Below are 16590 nucleotides of genomic sequence, written 5' to 3'. Positions count from 1 at the left end.
GCTTTTGCTAGCGCTTCCTGGCGTCGAAGAGATGCCTCGTGCTGTGGGCCACGAACGGGCCCTCGGTCTGGATCTGCTCGTGCAGTTCAAGGAGCCGCGGCCGGTACTTCTCCACCGAGAAGTCCGGCACCATCCACACGACCTTCCGCAGGAAGTGGACGACGGCCCCGATGTCGCGGAACTCGATCCGCAGGCGCTCGGCCCGCAGGTCGACGATCTCCAGGCCCGCCGCCTCCGCCTCGGCGCGCTCGCCGTCGGGGTGACGTCCGTTGCGTACGTCCTCGGTCTGCGGCCCGAGGAAGTACTCGACGACCTCGAAGACGCTGGCGGGGCCGACGTGCTGGGCGAAGTACGTCCCGCCGGGACGCAGCACGCGCGCGATCTCGTCGAAGTGGGCCTTCACCGGGTGCCGGCTGGTGACCAGGTCGAACGCCTCCGCGGCGAACGGCAGCGGCGCGTCCTCGGGCGAGGCCACGACCGCCGCGCCGCGCGGATGCAGCAGGGCGGTGGCCTTGGCCACGTTCGGCGGCCACCCCTCCGTGGCGACGGCGAGCGGCGGCAGCGCGGGCGCGGAGGCGAGGACTTCGCCGCCGCCGGTCTGGATGTCCAGGGAGGCGGTGGCGCGCCCGAGCCGCTCGCCCATGGCGTGGGCGTACCGCCAGGAGGGCCGCTCTTCCGTGGCCCGCCCCTCGAACCAGGAGAAGTCCCAGCCTTCGGTGGGGGCGGACTCTGCTTCGGCCACAAGTTCATCGAAGGTGAAGCTGCTCATGAAGCGATCTTCGCATCGCACGGGCTCCCGGCTCACGCCCATTACTCCGGTGGGGACTGGCCGGTGGCCATCACCGCGTTCGCGAACCGAGCGAACGCCGTGCGGGAGCCGCAGGAGACTCCGGTGGCGCCGGACCCGGGGCTGTGCGGGCGCGATCGTCACGTTCCCCTGCCGCGCGCAGCAGCGCGATCCGGTCGCGGGCATCTCGGCGGCGCCTCGGCTGACGGGTGGCTGACGGGCGCCTGACGGGACCCGAACGTGCAGGTCAGAGTCCCTGCACCGTCGAGTACGATCTTTGGCGACCAAGATTATTCATGGGGGAACGCATGCACCTCAGCTCGACGACTCGCATCGCCGGAGCCGTACTCGTCCTGTCCGCCACGCTGGTGGCCACCGCCGCCCACGCGAACGCCGCACCCGCAAACGACGGAGCCTCGCCCACCGCGAAGCCCGACGTGTCGACCAGGGCCGCGGTCGGCAAGTACAGCAAGCTCATCAACAAGTCGAAGCAGAGCAACTACACGAACCAGAAGGACGAGATCGCCCGCTGCACGGCCCAGACCAAGGGCATGACGTGCATGATCAACAAGACGGCGTCGGCGACGCGGACCATCGACGCGGGGTTCGGTCTCAGCCGCGGCGCCGTCGCGGGCAGCCTGAACATCAGCCAGGCCAAGACCCAGTCCGTCGCCGTGACGTGCAGTTCGCCGGTGAAGAAGGGGCACTCCCTCGTCGCCTACCCGATCGGCACCCGGTACAAGTACAAGATCGAGAAGCACATCACCACGCCTCTCGACTACAAGGCCGGCACGAGTGGGTGGAAGCACGCCTTCAACCCGGCTCCGGCGAAGGTGAGTTGCAAGGTCAAGTGAGCGCCTATTCTGACCGAGCCATGCCCCGCCGCGCCACGGCGGGGGCCGTTGCCGTGGCCCTCTCGGCGTTCGCCGGGGGCGTGATGCTGCTGAGCGGGTGCGGTACCCACTCCGACTCCGGCTCCGGCTCCGACGAGCCCGGCCCTGTGCCGATCTCCTCTTTCGTCGGCCAGACGGTGGCCCAGGTGGAAGGGGGTCTGCCGTCGGCCTCGTCGATGGTGTCGTACGACCTGTCCAAGCCGGTCACCGGCGCCGAGGCGACGTACGGCACCGCGAAGGACAAGGGGACGCACGCCGATTGGATCGTGGTGGTGGCGTGCGCGGATACGAAGAACCTTGAGGACGACACTCGGCTCGCGGCCGGGGTCCTGCGGGCGGATGCGTATACGGATGCCGTTGCGCGGAAGGCCAAGGAGCGTGCCTTCGACCGCTACTTGGCGGAGTGCGGGAAGTAGCTTGGTGCTTGGTGCTTGTGGCTTGGTGCTTGTCGCCGGGCGCTTCGGGGGGCCTGCGTCGAGTTGGTTGCCGGGGCCGCCCGGTTGTCCCGAGGTTGGCGGTTCCGGGACGGGAGTCAAGGGCGCTCCGCTGCGCTACGCGTCGGCTGCGCCGATTCCGCTTCGCTCCACCCTTGACACCCGGCCCTCCACCGCGCGAAGCGATATGACCGGGCGGCCACGGGGTGGGACTCTCGACCACTCCCGTCGGGCCGTCGGGCTCTCGCTGCCGGGTGCGGCCCGGCTCATTGCGGGTGGCCCCTACGGGGAGAAGGGCGGGCGCCCGGTCCGCAACCGCTTCGGGGGTGGGTGCGGGTCTCGTCAAGCGGCTGCCGACCGGATCTTCCGGGGCGGCCGTCACGGAGAAGGTGTGCGAGGAAGAGTCACACCCAGCGGCACCTACTTTCGCGAAGTTGTGTTCTGGCAGAAGGGGGGCGCGCGCTTCGCGGAACGCGCCTTCCCGAAATTAGGTGCCGGACCCCCTCCCCTCTCGGGGCACGACGCCGATTCCAACACCGGCCCGGCAACGCCCGGTGGGGCCGGCGTCCAGGGCCGCAGGTCAGTCGTCCTGGCTCCCGGAGGGGGCTGTCCCCGTGTCCGCCCCGGAACCCCGGGGGAAGGACACCTCGACGCGGCGGTTCTTCTTGCGGCCCTCTTCGGAGCCGTTGTCCGCGATCGGGTAGTCCTCGCTGTAGCCGCGTACGGAGTACGTGACCTCGGGGCCCAGATAGCTCGCCATCTTGTCGTGCACCGCCTCCGCGCGTTCGCGGGACAGCTTCTTGCCGTGGCTGTACGAGCCGAGGTTGTCCGTGAAGCCGAACACCCTGACATTCGTTGCCTGTTGGGCCTTCGCCTCCTCGGCGATCGCCTTGATCCGCGCGTTCGCCTCCGGGTTCAGCTTGGGGCTGTTCTTGGCGAACAACACCTCCGCCTGCAGCGCGAACTTCACGTCCGTGTTCGTGTCCTCGCGGCGCTCCTCACCACCGAGGTCCTCGACGACCGACTTGATGTCCAGGACCTTCGCGGGGGCCAGGGTCGCCCCGTCGGCCAGCTTCAGGCCGGGGCTGTTGGAGTCCACTTCCTGGGGGGCGGTGGAGGTGGTGCTGCCGGGAGGTGCGCTGGGGTCCTCGTCGTCGGCGAAGGCGGGGGTGCCGGTCAGGAGGACCAGGGCCGTGAGGGTGGCCGTGGCTGTGGCGAGGGTGCGGGAGCGTGGGTGGCCCATGGGTCACTCGCTCTCGGAGATCTCGATGGAGGCGGGGGGCATCGACCCGACCTGGAAGTTGACCTTGCTGGTTCCTTCAGGCGGGGCGGGGAACTGAGCGAACCAGCTGGCTGTATCACCCTGCTTCACGCGCCCACTGAACTTTGTGCACAGGCAACGCCCCGAAGTATCCCTGAGCACGAGGTACTTCTTCTTGCCGTCGTTGTCCACCAGGCTGGCACCGGACAGAGACCCTCCGTTTGAACGAAGCTCCCGTTCATCACTTGCCCAGTTCGCTCCGAGCCAGGACTGGCTGCCATTGTTCGTCACTGTTCCGGAGACGGTGACGAAGCCGCCCCCGTCACGGAGAGCCGAATTGATCACGACGTTGATGTCACCATCTTTGGCCTCCGCCAGGACCTTGTCGGTCTCGGGTGCTTCCGTCTGCTTCTGCTCTTCATCACCCTCGCCATTCTTGGCCGGCGAAGAGGAAGACGCGCTCTTGTCGGGCTTGTCCTCGTCTCCACCATCGCCCCCACCACAACCGGCGACCGTGAGGACCAGCCCAGTAGTGATCGCCACAGCGGTCATTGCCCTGCGGGTCTTAATGGTGCGCCGAATGTTCATCGGTACAGCTTCCTTCTTTCGTCGGCCACTCATCAGTCAGCCAGGTGGACAGAGAAGAGAACGGATGCGTCCGGAAGATCATCCAGTTCGAAGTCGTCCGGGTCGATCTCGAAAGAGTCGCCGCCGTCGCAGTCGAATTCCACGGCCTTCTCCGGGTCGGCCGAAGGAGCAACATCGCAGCGCGGCTTAATGATGGCGGTGGCCTCGGCCGTGGCGTGCTGGCTCTCCGTGCCCGGAATGATGGAGTCTCCGACGGTGTAGTTGGTCTCGATCTTCACCGAGAAACCCGGGTAGCCGTTTACCTCAGCCGCCCCGAACTGCCTGACAGCCGAGTCGTTGTCCGCAGCCAGCGCATCCGCCGCGCCTGCGGCCCCGTCACCGTTGAATTTGTCGCCATCCAGCCAGTCCAGCCAGTCGTCCCCCTCGCCGATGGACGCCCCCAGCCCATCAACGAGTTCCTCTCTGGCATCCTGAGCAGCCGCCAACGCCGCGGCATCAGCTGCGGATTGGGCACCGTTTCGGGCGGATGCAGCTTGAGCGAACGCGAAGAACGCGAACGCAACAAAGAGCAGAATCCCCGTCATCCAGATGTAGATGGGAAGAGTCTGCCCTCGGTCACTGCGCAGGCGGCGCGCAATCAGCCGCCGATCACCTGGTCGACCGCGTCCCCGATCGCCCCGGAGATCAGACCGTCCAGCCCCAGCTGATCGATCAGCGTAAAGATCCCCGCGATAAGAATCATGAGCCCCGCATACTCCACAAACCCAGCCCCCGCATCCCGCTCCCTCCCCCGAACCCGGGAAGTCACGGTCACGGTCCAGTCCACCCAGACTCTGAGTACGCGATCTTTCAGCACGACGGCCCCTTCTCTCCCACCCGATACACGCACACGCACCGCTGGCGCAACCAATTCCGATGCCGCTGTCGTCATAGGCAACGTACGCGAGATCATGTGACCCAACAGCCACTCTCCGCAACCAATGCCGTTTGTGACGCGCAAGTTGGCGAGTTCCCTTCCCCGGCGGCGAGGTCATCACGCACCCCGGAGGCGTGCGGCAGTGGTGCGCGACCGGACCGTCGGCGGCTCAATGCGTTCCACGACTTCCCCTCCCGCGAATACCGTGAACTCGTCTTTTGCAAAGGATGGTTGGGGTGCGTGGCGCTGACCGGTCCCGGCAGGGGCCACCCCCGGGGTCAGTCCGCCCTTCCCGCCCTCGGGGTGACTGTCCCACATTGGGTTGCAGCCGCGAAGAGTTTTCGCTGACTGGCTTGATACCTGCTCCGGCCGCGAGGCCCACCGCACCGTTCATCGCCACCCTCACTTCCCCAGGATCGAGCCGAAGTCCGAACCCGAGCCCAGGAACATGCCCGCCGCGATCAGAATCATCGTGGCCGGAAGCATGAAGACCAGCGTCACCATCGTTGCCTTGGGGATCGTCTTGGCCGCCCTGCGGCGCGAGTTCTGCGCGTCCGTGCGCCGCATGTCCGTGGCGAGCTGGATCAGCGTGTCCGCGATGGGCGAGCCCAGTTCCTCGCCCTGCTGGAGCGCCGAGACGAACTGTGAGACCTGTTCCGACGCGTTCCTGCGGCGCAGTTCGTCGAACGCCTGGCGGCGGCTGACTCCCATGTCCATCTGGCGCAGCGTGATGCGCAGTTCGTCCGCCCACGGGCCCTCGTAGCGTTCCGCGACCCGGTCCAGTGCCTGGCGGAAGCCCAGACCCGCCGACACCACCACCGCGAGTACGTCCAGGAAGTCCGGCAGCGTGCGGTCGATGACCTCGCGGCGCTCCCGTATCGCCTGCCAGATCAGCGCGTCCGCCGCCGTCACGCCGAAGGCGAACGTGAGCAGGCCGAAGAGCGAGGAGCCGTTCGAGAGGAAGACCAGGCCCATCACGAGGCCGAAGATGCCGTAGACCGCCCTGCGCGCCGCATAGCGGTCGATCGTCAGGCCTCCCGGGTTTCCCGCCATGTCGATCCTGCGGCGCTTGGCGTCCACCCGTTTCGGGCCCATCAGGCGCAGGACCAGCGGCGCGAAGCGCATGCCGATGCGGTCCACCGCCGAGCCCGCCGCCGAGACGCGGGTGGCGCCGACCTCCAGGGCGATCGCCAGGTCCGAGGGGAGCTTCGCCTCCGCGCGGTACATGCGCACGCCTTGGCAGACTCCCGCCACCGCGAGTCCCATCACCACTGCCAGAGCCAGTGCCAGCAACTTGACGCCCCTCCCTTCAGGTTGGGTTGGTCTCTCTAGACTTCGATCTTGCCCAGGCGTCTGATCACGAAGAAGCCCACCGCGTACAGGCCCAGCGCGATCAGGATCAGCATCTGGCCCATCGGTGAGCCCGTCACCCTCGCCAGCGCTCCCTCATTGGAGGAGTTGATCAGGAGCAGGGAGCCCAGGCCCAGGAGCGGGACCGTGAACGCCGTCGCGTGGACCTCCGAGAGCATCGTGCGGACCTCTCTGCGGGTCTCCTTGCGGTCCTCCAGGGTCTGGGTGAGGTTCCGGAGGGAGTTCACCACCGAGCCGCCCGCCTTGTTGGAGAGCACCAATGTCGTGACGAGGACTATCAGTTCGCGGGACGGGAGGCGTTCTGCCAGTTCGCCCAGCGTGTCGTCGATCGAACGGCCCAGTGTTAATTGGTCTGCGACCATTGACAGTTCCTCGCCCGCTGGGGCTTCCAGTTCCTCCGCCGCCATCGCGAGTGATGTGCGCAGTGCCAGGCCCGCCGCCGTCGCGTTCGCCAGGATGCGTGCAACGTCCGGGAGTTGGTTGATGAAGGCCTCGATGCGCTTCTGGCGTTGCCAGTTGAGGAAGACGACCGCGCTCCAGACCGCCACGATGCCCGCGATCGGGCCGAAGAACGGGGCCAGCGTCGCCGCCGCCATCAGCCAGAGCGCGGCGACGACCGCCACGACGTAGACGAAGAACTCGCCCGCCGTCAGGTCGAGTCCCGTCGCCGAGAGGCGCAGGTGGATGGAGCGGCCCAGGCGGGTGCGGCGCAGGCGGCGGTCGACGGCCGAGAAGCGGCGGCCTCGGTGGCCCGCGTCGCCCGTGCCGGGGCCGATCGACAGGCGGTCCACCAGCGCCTGGCGCTGCGCGCGGCCGGACGCGTAGGCATGGATGCCCGCGACCGCGAGTGTGCCGGTCAGGATCGTGGCGCCGAGGGCCAGGAGGGCGGCTTGGTTCTCCATCAGGCCGTGGCCTCTCTCGTACCCGACCTCGTACCCGGCCTCATGCCCGGCCCTGTACGCGCCCGCGTGCTCATCCGATCGCCTCTCTTGTGTTCAGTGCGTCTATGGCCTGGGCCACGCCGAAACCGGGCGGCACCGGCTCGCCCGCCACGTAGAGGCGCTCGGCGACGGAGCGCGGCAGCGGCAGGTGCTCGAAGTAGCCGTGCACGCGGCGGTCCAGGCCGCCGCCGCCCGGCCGGTTCGGCACGAAGCGGGTCACGGGGGCGATGCGGAACTGCTCGCGGCCGTGCGAGACGAGCAGGACGATCTCGGCGATCTTGCGGGAGCCGTCCGCGTGCCGGGCGAGCTGGACGACCACGTCCACCGCCGAGTTGATCTGGTCCTTCAGGGCCTCGAAGGGGATCTGGACCTCCGACATCGAGCCGAGGGTCTGCAGGCGCATCAGGGCGTCCTCCGCCGTGTTCGCGTGGACCGTGGCGAGCGAGCCGTCGTGGCCCGTCGACATCGCCTGGAGCATGTCGAGCGTCTCGCCGCCCCGGACCTCGCCGACGATGATGCGGTCGGGGCGCATGCGCAGGCTGTTGCGGACCAGGTCGCGGATGGTGATCTGGCCCTTGCCCTCGACGTTCGGGGGGCGGGATTCGAGGCGGATCACGTGGTCCTGCTGGAGTTGCAGTTCGGCCGAGTCCTCGATGGTGATGATGCGTTCGTGGGAGGGGAGGAGGCCGGAGAGGGCGTTCAGGAGGGTCGTCTTCCCCGAGCCCGTGCCGCCGGAGACGATGACGTTGAAGCGGGCGCGCACGAAGGCGGAGAGCAGGAGCAGCATGTGCTCGTCGAGCGAGCCGAGGCCGATGAGCTCGTGCAGCGTGTACGCGCGGGGGAAGCGGCGGATCGTGAGGGTCGCGCCGGTGAGGGCCAGCGGCGGAATGATCACGTTCACTCGCTCGCCGGTGGGCAGGCGCGCGTCGACCATCGGGTTCGACTCGTCCACGCGGCGGTTGACCGTGGAGACGATGCGTTCGATGGTCTGCATGAGCTGGTCGTTCGACGCGAATCGGAGGGGCAGTTGCTCCACTCTTCCGGCTCGCTCCACGAAGATCGAGTCCGGGCCGTTCACCATGATTTCCGTGATGGACGCGTCGGCGAGGAGTGGTTCGAGTACGCCCAGGCCCAGGGCCTCGTCCACGACGCGGCGGATGAGCTGGGAGCGCTCCGAGGTCGACAGGACGGGGCCCTCGCGGCTGATGATGTGGCCCATGACGCGTTCCAGGCGGACCCTGCGGTCCGCCGTGGTGAGGGACGACATCTCGGCGAGGTCGATCTCTTCCAGGAGCTTGGCGCGGTAGACGGCCACGAGGCTGTCGTCGCGGCTGGGGTCGCTTCCCTTGCCGTGGTCGTGCGGGGTCGCCATGCGGTCGCGGAGGCTCATCGGTTCTCTCTCAGCTCCCGTCTTCGTCTTCGTCGTTGGGCATGGTGGCCGACTTCGTGACGGACCAGCCTCCGTCCACGAAGGGGAGGAGGGTGGGGACCTGGACAGTGACCTCCGCCGTGGTCGTGTCGCCGCCCCCGCTGAGGGCGACCTGCGCGTCGAGGCTGCCGTCCATCGCCGCCAGGCCCGCGGCCTGGCCGCCCTCGCCCTGCGATGCGACACGTGCTGCCGCGCGGGCGCCTGATCCGGCCTGGTTGACGGCGTATCCGACCAGGCCGAGCTGGATCGCGGCCAGGCCGATGAGGAGCAGGATGGGGAGGAAGCCGGCGAACTCGAGCATGGATACGCCGCGGTCGTTCCAGCGGGGGTTCTTTCGCCGGGACCGATGTGCACCGTCGGTCACCGGCTTCGCCGCGTTCGTGCTCAGACGCCGGACGGGCTGAACCCTCAGCCCTGTCACTGGTCCTCACCCTCCTTCGCCGCCCCCGCCTCCCCGCTCACGCTCCACCCCGCGTCGATCCCGGGGAAGAACAGCGGCACGTCCGCGTCCACGTGGGCCTTCCACACCGCCCCGTCGTCCGTGCAGGACACCTCCGCGCCCTGCCACGCCGAGGGCAGATGCTCCTTCGCGGCGGACTCGCACGCCGCGGCCCCGCCCTCGCCCACCGCGTACGCGGCTGTCGCCGCCCGCGCCGCCTCGTCCGCGGCGTTTCCCGCCAGGGAGAACGTGTAGCCGTACAGCGCGCACTGCCACAGGAGGCCCATCACGGCGAGCAGCAGCGGGAACATGCCGGCGAACTCCAGGGTGACCGCGCCCCGGTCGCCGCCGATCCGCTTGCGGAGGGTCAGCGCACCGCGCTTGCCCGTGCCGGACGCCTCCGGGTCCACCAGGCCGAGCTCGCCCGCGAGCGCCCACAGCGCCTGCTTCACCGTGGACTTGCTGTCCAGGTCCTGCATGCGGCCCGCGTCGACCGCGCCCTGCAGTTCCTTGAAGTTGGCGGGGACGGTGGTGCGGGCCACCCGTGTCCCCGTCACCCGTTCCACCAGGGAGGGCTGGATCTCCGCTCCCTTGCCGTGGCGGTTGACGACCGTGAGCGTCTCCTCCGCCTTGCGGATCTGGAGGCGGTCCCACAGGCGGACCATGCGCTTGGCGGCGCGTACGGAGACGACGTCCGGGGTGACCAACAGGATGGCCTGGTCGGCGAGTTCGATGGCTGCCGCGCTCGCCCCGGTGACGTACGTACCGCAGTCGACGAGCACGACGTCGTAGCGGCTGCGCAGCGCGCCGAGCGTCTGGCGGGCGACCCGGTCGGTGATCTCCTCGCCCCGCTCGCCCTCGCCGGGGGCCAAAAGGAGTCCGATGCCGGTCTCGTGGGTGTAGACGGCGTCCTGGAGGACGCGGGGCGTGATGTCGGTGATCGCCGCGAGGTCGGCGATGGACCGGCGGAACTGGACGTCCAGGTAGGAGGAGACGTCCCCGGACTGGAGGTCCAGGTCGAGGAGGGCCACGCTGCGGCCGGACGCGCATGCGGCCAGGGCGAGTTGGACGGTGGTGAGGGTGGTCCCGACCCCTCCCTTGGCGCCGCTCACCGCGACGACGTGACCGCCGCCGGGGGTCTCCCCCTGCCCGGCGTAGAGCTCCATTCCCCCGCTGCCGAGATGCCGGCGCATACCGGCCGACCAGGCCGCCGCCGCGTGCACCCGCTCGGCGAGCGCGTCGTAGGCGAGCGGGAAGCCGACGATGCCGCGTGCGCCGGAGTCCATCGCGGCGGTGAGCAGGCCGGGGCTGGTGTCGGCGGTGATGAGGACGACGCCCACCGCGGGGAAGCGGAGAACGAGGTCGCGGATCAGGTCGAGGGCGGGGACGGGGCCGATGCGCTCATGGATGAGGACGACTTCGGGGAGCTCGTCGAGGGACTCGGATGCGAGCCTGGCCAGGGTGTCCAGGAGCGCGGTCGAGTCGGCGAGGGGCAGCGCGGGTTCGGCGTCCGGGAGCTGCCCGACGAGGGTCGAGAGCGCGCGGGCGGCGTCCAGGTCCCCCACCGCGGGGAGGATGCGGGTCGTCATACGTCACGCTGCCGGGCAGTCGGGTGGGTGGGCAGGAGAGATCCGCCGTGAAGCGGCGGTTCGGACGTGCGTCGCCTCATCCGCTGGCCCCCTACTTGTCCTCGTCGAGTGTGTAAGTCCGGTCGCCCCGCGGGATGGCGCTCTCCCCGCCCTGGCCCACCAGGGCCAGGCGGACGTGCGTCGCGAACGACTCCGCGTACGCCACGCGCTGCGCGTCCGCCGTGTCCAGGGCGAACGTGATCGGCACGGCCTCCGTCGCCGTGCGACGGCTGCTGCGGTCGTCCTGGTCGGGGTCGAGCGCCGTCAGCTTGCCCACGTCGATCACCTTCGCGGACTCGACGATGACCTTCGACTGGTCCTTGGCGTTGTCGGTCTCGCCCTTGAAGGTGGCGTAGATGTTCACCGTCGAACCCGGCGTGATCTTGCCCGCGACGCCCGTCGCCGCGTCGATCATGATGGCGATCTCCTGCTGCCCCGGGTCGAGTTCCGGGCGCTTCACGATCATGTCCGTCTGGAGCAGCGACCCCTTCCGCAGCTCCGTGACCGCGATCTTTCCGCGCACCTGGCGCAGGTCGGTGACCGCGTTCTCCGAGAGCCACCGCTCCGGCATCTCGACCTTCTCGAACTGGTCCGCGCTCAGCTCCTTGTAGGGGGCGATGTCCCCCTTGAGCTTGTACGCGGCCACCTCCGGCCCCACCTTCGAGTTCACGTCCCGGATCACCGAGAGGACACCCGCGAACGCGCCGAACGCGGCCAGGACCGACAGGACCAGCAGGATGACGCCGCGGCGCTGGCGTGAGTTCATGAACCGGACTACCTCGATCGGGTGCGGACGGCTACGGACAGTGAGCGGTGTGGCGCGCGTTCAGTTCGGGGTCGTTCGGGGTCGTGCACAAGGGGACAGAGGGCAGGCTCTACGTCGCGCCTCGCGGCAGCGCTCGTACGACGGAAGCGGCAGATGAAGCGGAAGCCGCCACCGAGCGTTCAGGAGGCGGCGGCAGCGGCGCGGCGCAGAAGCCGCAGCGGTCGCCGATGAGTTCGAGGCCGCACCAGTGGCAGTCGTCCCGCCTGACGGACGCCACCAGTTGGTAGAGCACGGAGATGTCGGGGATCGCCGCGGCGAACTCGACGAGCTTGCCCGTCGCCCACCAGCGCGCGGACTCCCCCGGCAGGCGCGTCTCCGAAACCCCCTGGGCCCGCCAGGCGGGAGCGAGCGTTTCGGTGACCCAGGCGGCCGATCCCAGCTGCCCGGTGGCGTACAGCATCTTCGTGCCGAATCCGGGGCCGGGGAGCGTCGCGTCACCCGTCACCTTGATCAGCTCGGGGCGCGGCGTCGCGAGGACGGCGAACTGGGCGCCCGGCACCCACGACTTGGCGTGGGACTGCAGGGTGACCGGGACCCGGTCGAGCTTGGCCACCGAGCCGAGCAGCGCGCCCGCGTAGATGTAGTGCGACAGGAGCCGGGCCGCCGACGCGAGCACGCCGGGGCTGAAGTCGCAGATCGACAGCTGGCGGAGCTGGAGCGCGAGGACCGCGAGACCCAGTGGTGGCAGGTCGGGGCGGAGGATCGCGATGCGGTCGCTCTCCAGGACGGAGCGGATCGCGTGCAGGCGCTGCGCGACGGCGGGCGGCGCCGACGCGGGGCACAGGACGATCACATAGCCGTGGTGCTCGATGAGCGTGTGCATCTCGGTGAGCGCCTGGTCCAGGGAGTACGTCCGCGGTGACTGGACGGCGCTCTGGAGGACGGCCGCCGACGGGGTGTGCCGGTCGGGCGATGGCAGCACCAGGTCAGGGCCGGTGACGGCTATGGCGGTCGGCATACGCACACCCCCCGGTCTTCGTGCACTTCTGCCTCAGCACCTTATCCAGGTCAGCGCCACCTCAACACCCAACTTCCCACTGTTCACATTGAGGTTGGCCGGACTGGCGGGGTCCGGGTGATGCCAGAGGTCTTGACAACTCAATTGGTCTGGACCAGCTTGTACGACCAAGTGAGAGCTCTCCGAACGCCCCAACTCCCCCCACCGGAGGCAGAAGTGGACCACGCACGCGGCAGGACACGCAGGAAGGCAGGTTCCGTCATCGGTCTGACAACGGCACTCGCCCTCGCGCTCACCGGCCTGCTCACCGGCGGCGCCGACGACGCGGAAGCCGGGACCCGCGCGGTGCCCAAGCATGCGGTGACCGGCTACTGGCAGAATTTCGACAACGGCGCCACGGTCCAGAAGCTGGGCGACGTACAGGACGAGTACGACATCATCGCGGTCTCGTTCGCGGACGCGACCTCCACGCCGGGCGAACTCGCCTTCAACCTCGACTCGGCCGGGCTCGGCGGGTACACCGTCGACCAGTTCAAGGCCGACATCAAGGCCAAGCAGGCGTCGGGGAAGTCCGTGATCCTCTCGGTCGGCGGCGAGAAGGGCGCGGTGGCCGTCAACGACGGAGCCTCCGCGACCGCCTTCGCTGACTCGGCGTACAAACTCATGCAGGAGTACGGCTTCGACGGCGTCGACATCGACCTGGAGAACGGGCTCAACTCGACCTATATGTCGCAGGCGCTGAAGTCCCTTGCCGGAAAGGCCGGTTCGGGGTTCGTCCTGACCATGGCTCCGCAGACGATCGACATGCAGTCGACGTCGAACGAGTACTTCAAGACGGCGCTCGCCGTGAAGGACATCCTCACGGTCGTCAACATGCAGTACTACAACAGCGGTTCGATGCTGGGCTGCGACGGCAAGGTCTACAGCCAGGGCTCGGTCGACTTCCTCACCGCGCTCGCCTGTATCCAGCTGGAGGGCGGCCTCGCCCCGTCGCAGGTCGGCATAGGCGTCCCGGCCTCGGCGAAGGCCGCGGGCGGCGGATACGTCTCGCCGTCCGTCGTGAACCAGGCCCTGGACTGCCTGGCGAAGGGCACCAGCTGCGGTTCCTTCAAGCCGTCCAAGACGTACCCCGACATCCGGGGCGCGATGACCTGGTCGACGAACTGGGACGCGGCCGACGGCAGTTCCTGGTCCAAGGCGGTGGGCCCCCACGTCCACGGCCTGCCGTAGGCGCGACCCCTCCCAACCGCAGCGCCGCCGCTCCCCCGGCGGCGCTGCCGCATGCGTGGCCGGCCGTCAGAAGAAGCTCCCCCAGTCCTGGTCCGTGATCTGCTTGACGCACAGGACCAGGAACACCAGGCCCGCGATCGCCAGCATCCCGTTGCTGAGCCAGCCATTGCGCCACTCCCGCGGTGTGCGCGAGGAGTTGAGGAGCCAGACCAGGGTGAGCGAGAGGAACGGCATGAAGGCCGCGCCGAGCACGCCGTAGATGATGATGAGGCGGAACGGCTGCCCCTGGAAGAGCAGGATCATCGGCGGGAACGTCATCCAGAGCAGGTACGCACGGAACGGCACCGACTTCTCGCGGGCTCCGGACGCCACCTCCTCGCCGCTCAGGGACTTGTCGTCGGCGCCCGACCGCTGCTTGCGGTAGCGCTCCACGAAGTCGGCGAACATCAGGCTCACGCCGTGCCAGACGCCGATGAGCGAGGTGAAGGACGTGGCGAAGAAGCCGATCAGGAAGAGCTTGGCGGTGGCATCGCCGTACTCCTTCTCCAGGATGCCGGAGAGCTGCACGAGGCCCTGGTCGCCGCTGGCGATCGCGACGTTCGCGGAGTGCAGCAGCTCGGCACCGACGAAGAGCATGGAGACGACGAAGATGCCGGTGGTGATGTACGCGACGCGGTTGTCGAGCCGCATCACCTTCATCCAGCCCGCGTTCGTCCAGCCCTTGGCGTTGACCCAGTAGCCGTACGCGGCGAGCGTGATGGTGCCGCCGACGCCGCCGATCAGGCCGAGCGTGTTGAGGATGGAGTCCTTCTCGTCGGGCAGCACCGGCAGCAGGCCCGCGAAGGCGTCGCCGAGGTGCGGCGTGACACGAATGGCGAGATACACGGTGACGACGAACATGATGCCGACGAGCACCGTCATGACCTTCTCGAAGACGGCGTACTTGTTGAACCAGACGAAGACCAGTCCGACGACGCCGGTGAGCATCGCCCACCACTTGAGCTCCATGACGTCCGGGAAGAGCGCCTGGAGCGGGAGTCCCGACGACGACATGGCCGCGGCCCCGTAGACGTACCCCCAGATCACCACATAGACGACGAAGAACCACGTCGTCCAGCGGCCGATGCTGGCCCAGCCGTCGAAGAGGGTGCGCCCCGTAGCCAGGTGCCAGCGTCCGGCCGCCTCGGCGAGCGAGATCTTGACGACGCAGCCGATGACAGCGGCCCAGAGCAGGGTGTAGCCGAAGTTGCTGCCCGCGATGAGCGTGGCGACGAGGTCGCCCGCGCCGACGCCGGTCGCCGCGACGACGATGCCGGGTCCGATGTATTTCCAGCTGGACTTGCGGGGCTGGGGAGCCGCATCTCCCGTGGCAGTGCCACTGCCTGTCGTTTCAGCCATGCCGATCAAGAAACCGCATGGCGGCGCGCGGCACAAGGGGTTGGCCGAAGACAGCGTTGACCGGAGCATGCCATGCCTCCACGATGGGGCCGCGCAACCCGCACCGCACGCGTCGCAGTGGACCACCCCCCACCCCTCAGGAGACTTCATGCGACTTCGCATACGCGGCAGAAGATCCGCGGCCCTCGCGGTTCTTCTCGCCCTCGCCGTCGCGGCACCCATCACCGCCAACGCCTCACCGGACACCACCGAGCGGACCGCACGGAGCACGCCGGCGGCCGACGAAGAAACGCGCCAGTACGAAATCCCTCTCGGCGACGACAAGGCCGCACGCACCGCGCTCGCCCGCACCGGCGTCGCCATCGACGAGGTCGACGCCCGCGCGGTCGTCGTCTCGGCCGACGGCCGCGAGGCGGCCCAGCTCCGGGACGCGGGCTACGAGCTCAAGGCCCTGGCCGGACCCCCGAAGCGTACGAACGGCGAACCCGTGGAGGCCAAGGACTTCCCGCCCGCCGACGCGAGGTACCACAACTACGCGGAGATGAACGCGGAGATCGACCAGCGCATCGCGGCCCACCCGACCCTGATGAGCAAGAGGGTCATCGGCAAGTCCTACTCGGGCCGGGACATCGTCGCCATCAAGATCAGCGACAACGTCGGCACGGACGAGGCCGAGCCCGAGGTCCTCTTCACCCACCACCAGCACGCCCGCGAGCACCTGACCGTCGAGATGGCGCTCTACCTGCTGCGCGAACTGGGCGACGACTACGGCACGGACGCGCGCATCAAGAAGATGGTCGACGAGCGCGAGATCTGGATCGTGCCGGACCTGAACCCGGACGGCGGCGAGTACGACATCGCGACCGGCTCCTACCGCAGCTGGCGCAAGAACCGTCAGCCCAACAGCGGTTCGTCGAACGTCGGCACCGACATGAACCGCAACTGGGCCTACCGGTGGGGCTGCTGCGGCGGCTCGTCCGGCTCCACCGGATCCGAGACCTACCGCGGCCCGAGCGCCGAGTCGGCACCCGAGGTGAAGGTCGTCTCCAACTTCGTGCGCAGCCGCATCGTCGGCGGCAAGCAGCAGATCAAGGCCTCCATCGACTTCCATACGTACAGCGAGCTGGTCCTGTGGCCGTACGGCTACACGTACAGCGACACGGGCCCCGGCCTCACCCAGGACGACCGCGACGCGCACGCCGCCATCGGCCGGAAGATGGCCGCGAGCAACGGCTACACGCCGCAGCAGTCCAGCGACCTCTACATCACGGACGGGTCGATCAACGACTGGCTCTGGGGCAACCAGAAGATCTTCAGCTACACCTTCGAGATGTACCCGTCGTCCGCGGGCGGCGGCGGCTTCTACCCGCCCGACGAGGTGATCGAGCGGGAGACGAACCGCAACAGGGACGCGGTTCTGCAGCTCCTGGAGAACTCGGACTGCATGTACCGGTCCATCGGCAAGGAGCAGCAGTACTGCACCGGTTGAGC

Annotated in this window: 17 protein-coding genes; 4 read left to right on the top strand and 13 right to left on the bottom strand. The window is 68.7% G+C overall.

Annotated features, from left to right (window positions below; all coding sequences use genetic code 11):
* Nucleotides 1-7: 7 nt before the first annotated feature.
* Nucleotides 8-769, bottom strand: a complete 762-nt coding sequence (locus tag ABZ833_RS34885) for a class I SAM-dependent methyltransferase (protein ID WP_361055446.1) — start codon at nucleotides 767-769, stop codon at nucleotides 8-10.
* Between the two features lie 326 nt (nucleotides 770-1095).
* On the opposite strand from ABZ833_RS34885, the gene ABZ833_RS34880 reads away from it, so the two are divergent.
* On the top strand, nucleotides 1096-1641 hold the full coding sequence (locus tag ABZ833_RS34880; protein WP_249588056.1) for a hypothetical protein: 546 nt from the start codon (nucleotides 1096-1098) through the stop codon (nucleotides 1639-1641).
* On the top strand, nucleotides 1638-2096 hold the full coding sequence (locus ABZ833_RS34875) for a hypothetical protein (RefSeq protein ID WP_361055441.1): 459 nt from the start codon (nucleotides 1638-1640) through the stop codon (nucleotides 2094-2096). Before ABZ833_RS34880 ends, ABZ833_RS34875 begins: the two co-directional genes overlap by 4 nt.
* Before the next feature lie 598 nt (nucleotides 2097-2694).
* Here the strand turns inward: ABZ833_RS34875 and ABZ833_RS34870 are convergent.
* From ABZ833_RS34870 to ABZ833_RS34820, 11 genes are all read right to left on the bottom strand, one after another.
* A complete protein-coding gene (locus tag ABZ833_RS34870; RefSeq protein WP_361055438.1) occupies nucleotides 2695-3357 on the bottom strand; it encodes an OmpA family protein in 663 nt (220 codons plus the stop codon).
* Between the two features lie 3 nt (nucleotides 3358-3360).
* Entirely contained in the window at nucleotides 3361-3963 is a 603-nt protein-coding gene (locus ABZ833_RS34865) for a hypothetical protein (RefSeq protein WP_361055435.1), read from the bottom strand.
* Between the two features lie 32 nt (nucleotides 3964-3995).
* Nucleotides 3996-4589: a pilus assembly protein TadG-related protein gene (locus ABZ833_RS34860; RefSeq protein ID WP_361055782.1), complete on the bottom strand. Its 594-nt coding sequence runs from the start codon at nucleotides 4587-4589 to the stop codon at nucleotides 3996-3998.
* 11 nt (nucleotides 4590-4600) lie between these two features.
* On the bottom strand, nucleotides 4601-4789 hold the full coding sequence (locus ABZ833_RS34855; RefSeq protein ID WP_361055779.1) for a hypothetical protein: 189 nt from the start codon (nucleotides 4787-4789) through the stop codon (nucleotides 4601-4603).
* Nucleotides 4790-5281: 492 nt separating this feature from the next.
* A complete protein-coding gene (locus tag ABZ833_RS34850) occupies nucleotides 5282-6172 on the bottom strand; it encodes a DUF5936 domain-containing protein (RefSeq protein ID WP_361055432.1) in 891 nt (296 codons plus the stop codon).
* Between the two features lie 35 nt (nucleotides 6173-6207).
* Nucleotides 6208-7152 (bottom strand): type II secretion system F family protein, encoded by a 945-nt coding sequence (locus ABZ833_RS34845; protein ID WP_361055429.1) that lies wholly within the window; start codon nucleotides 7150-7152, stop codon nucleotides 6208-6210.
* A gap of 70 nt (nucleotides 7153-7222) precedes the next feature.
* Complete coding sequence (locus tag ABZ833_RS34840; protein WP_361055426.1) at nucleotides 7223-8581, bottom strand: CpaF family protein; 1359 nt, start codon at nucleotides 8579-8581, stop codon at nucleotides 7223-7225.
* Between the two features lie 10 nt (nucleotides 8582-8591).
* A complete protein-coding gene (locus tag ABZ833_RS34835) occupies nucleotides 8592-8921 on the bottom strand; it encodes a TadE/TadG family type IV pilus assembly protein (RefSeq protein ID WP_249592868.1) in 330 nt (109 codons plus the stop codon).
* A 116-nt stretch (nucleotides 8922-9037) separates the two neighbouring features.
* Nucleotides 9038-10648: an AAA family ATPase gene (locus ABZ833_RS34830; RefSeq protein ID WP_361055422.1), complete on the bottom strand. Its 1611-nt coding sequence runs from the start codon at nucleotides 10646-10648 to the stop codon at nucleotides 9038-9040.
* 91 nt (nucleotides 10649-10739) lie between these two features.
* Nucleotides 10740-11453 (bottom strand): Flp pilus assembly protein CpaB, encoded by a 714-nt coding sequence (gene cpaB / locus ABZ833_RS34825; RefSeq protein WP_361055419.1) that lies wholly within the window; start codon nucleotides 11451-11453, stop codon nucleotides 10740-10742.
* A 109-nt stretch (nucleotides 11454-11562) separates the two neighbouring features.
* Nucleotides 11563-12471, bottom strand: a complete 909-nt coding sequence (locus tag ABZ833_RS34820; protein ID WP_361055416.1) for a hypothetical protein — start codon at nucleotides 12469-12471, stop codon at nucleotides 11563-11565.
* Nucleotides 12472-12687: 216 nt separating this feature from the next.
* Between ABZ833_RS34820 and ABZ833_RS34815 the strand changes: the two genes are divergently transcribed.
* Entirely contained in the window at nucleotides 12688-13701 is a 1014-nt protein-coding gene (locus ABZ833_RS34815; RefSeq protein WP_361055413.1) for a chitinase, read from the top strand.
* 66 nt (nucleotides 13702-13767) lie between these two features.
* Here ABZ833_RS34815 and ABZ833_RS34810 read toward each other — a convergent pair whose 3' ends face one another.
* Entirely contained in the window at nucleotides 13768-15099 is a 1332-nt protein-coding gene (locus ABZ833_RS34810; RefSeq protein WP_361055410.1) for an Nramp family divalent metal transporter, read from the bottom strand.
* Between the two features lie 148 nt (nucleotides 15100-15247).
* Between ABZ833_RS34810 and ABZ833_RS34805 the strand changes: the two genes are divergently transcribed.
* A complete protein-coding gene (locus ABZ833_RS34805) occupies nucleotides 15248-16588 on the top strand; it encodes a M14 family metallopeptidase (RefSeq protein WP_361055407.1) in 1341 nt (446 codons plus the stop codon).
* The last annotated feature ends 2 nt before the right edge of the window (nucleotides 16589-16590 follow it).

This window comes from Streptomyces sp. NPDC047525, assembly GCF_040643025.1.
GTDB classification, from domain to species: Bacteria; Actinomycetota; Actinomycetes; order Streptomycetales; family Streptomycetaceae; genus Streptomyces; species Streptomyces durmitorensis.
Note: the sequence above shows the minus strand (reverse complement) of the source record. Positions and strands in the feature narration are given on the sequence as shown.

Excerpts from the sequence above, each read along its gene's own strand:
- ABZ833_RS34820 (WP_361055416.1), bottom strand. The coding sequence starts at position 12,471 with ATGCCGACCGCCATAGCCGTCACCGGCCCTGACCTGGTGCTGCCATCG.
- ABZ833_RS34870 (WP_361055438.1), bottom strand. The coding sequence starts at position 3,357 with ATGGGCCACCCACGCTCCCGCACCCTCGCCACAGCCACGGCCACCCTC.
- ABZ833_RS34840 (WP_361055426.1), bottom strand. The coding sequence starts at position 8,581 with ATGAGCCTCCGCGACCGCATGGCGACCCCGCACGACCACGGCAAGGGA.
- ABZ833_RS34880 (WP_249588056.1), top strand. The coding sequence starts at position 1,096 with ATGCACCTCAGCTCGACGACTCGCATCGCCGGAGCCGTACTCGTCCTG.
- ABZ833_RS34885 (WP_361055446.1), bottom strand. The coding sequence starts at position 769 with ATGAGCAGCTTCACCTTCGATGAACTTGTGGCCGAAGCAGAGTCCGCC.
- ABZ833_RS34845 (WP_361055429.1), bottom strand. The coding sequence starts at position 7,152 with ATGGAGAACCAAGCCGCCCTCCTGGCCCTCGGCGCCACGATCCTGACC.
- cpaB (WP_361055419.1), bottom strand. The coding sequence starts at position 11,453 with ATGAACTCACGCCAGCGCCGCGGCGTCATCCTGCTGGTCCTGTCGGTC.
- ABZ833_RS34835 (WP_249592868.1), bottom strand. The coding sequence starts at position 8,921 with ATGCTCGAGTTCGCCGGCTTCCTCCCCATCCTGCTCCTCATCGGCCTG.
- ABZ833_RS34805 (WP_361055407.1), top strand. The coding sequence starts at position 15,248 with ATGCGACTTCGCATACGCGGCAGAAGATCCGCGGCCCTCGCGGTTCTT.
- ABZ833_RS34810 (WP_361055410.1), bottom strand. The coding sequence starts at position 15,099 with ATGGCTGAAACGACAGGCAGTGGCACTGCCACGGGAGATGCGGCTCCC.
- ABZ833_RS34865 (WP_361055435.1), bottom strand. The coding sequence starts at position 3,963 with ATGAACATTCGGCGCACCATTAAGACCCGCAGGGCAATGACCGCTGTG.
- ABZ833_RS34830 (WP_361055422.1), bottom strand. The coding sequence starts at position 10,648 with ATGACGACCCGCATCCTCCCCGCGGTGGGGGACCTGGACGCCGCCCGC.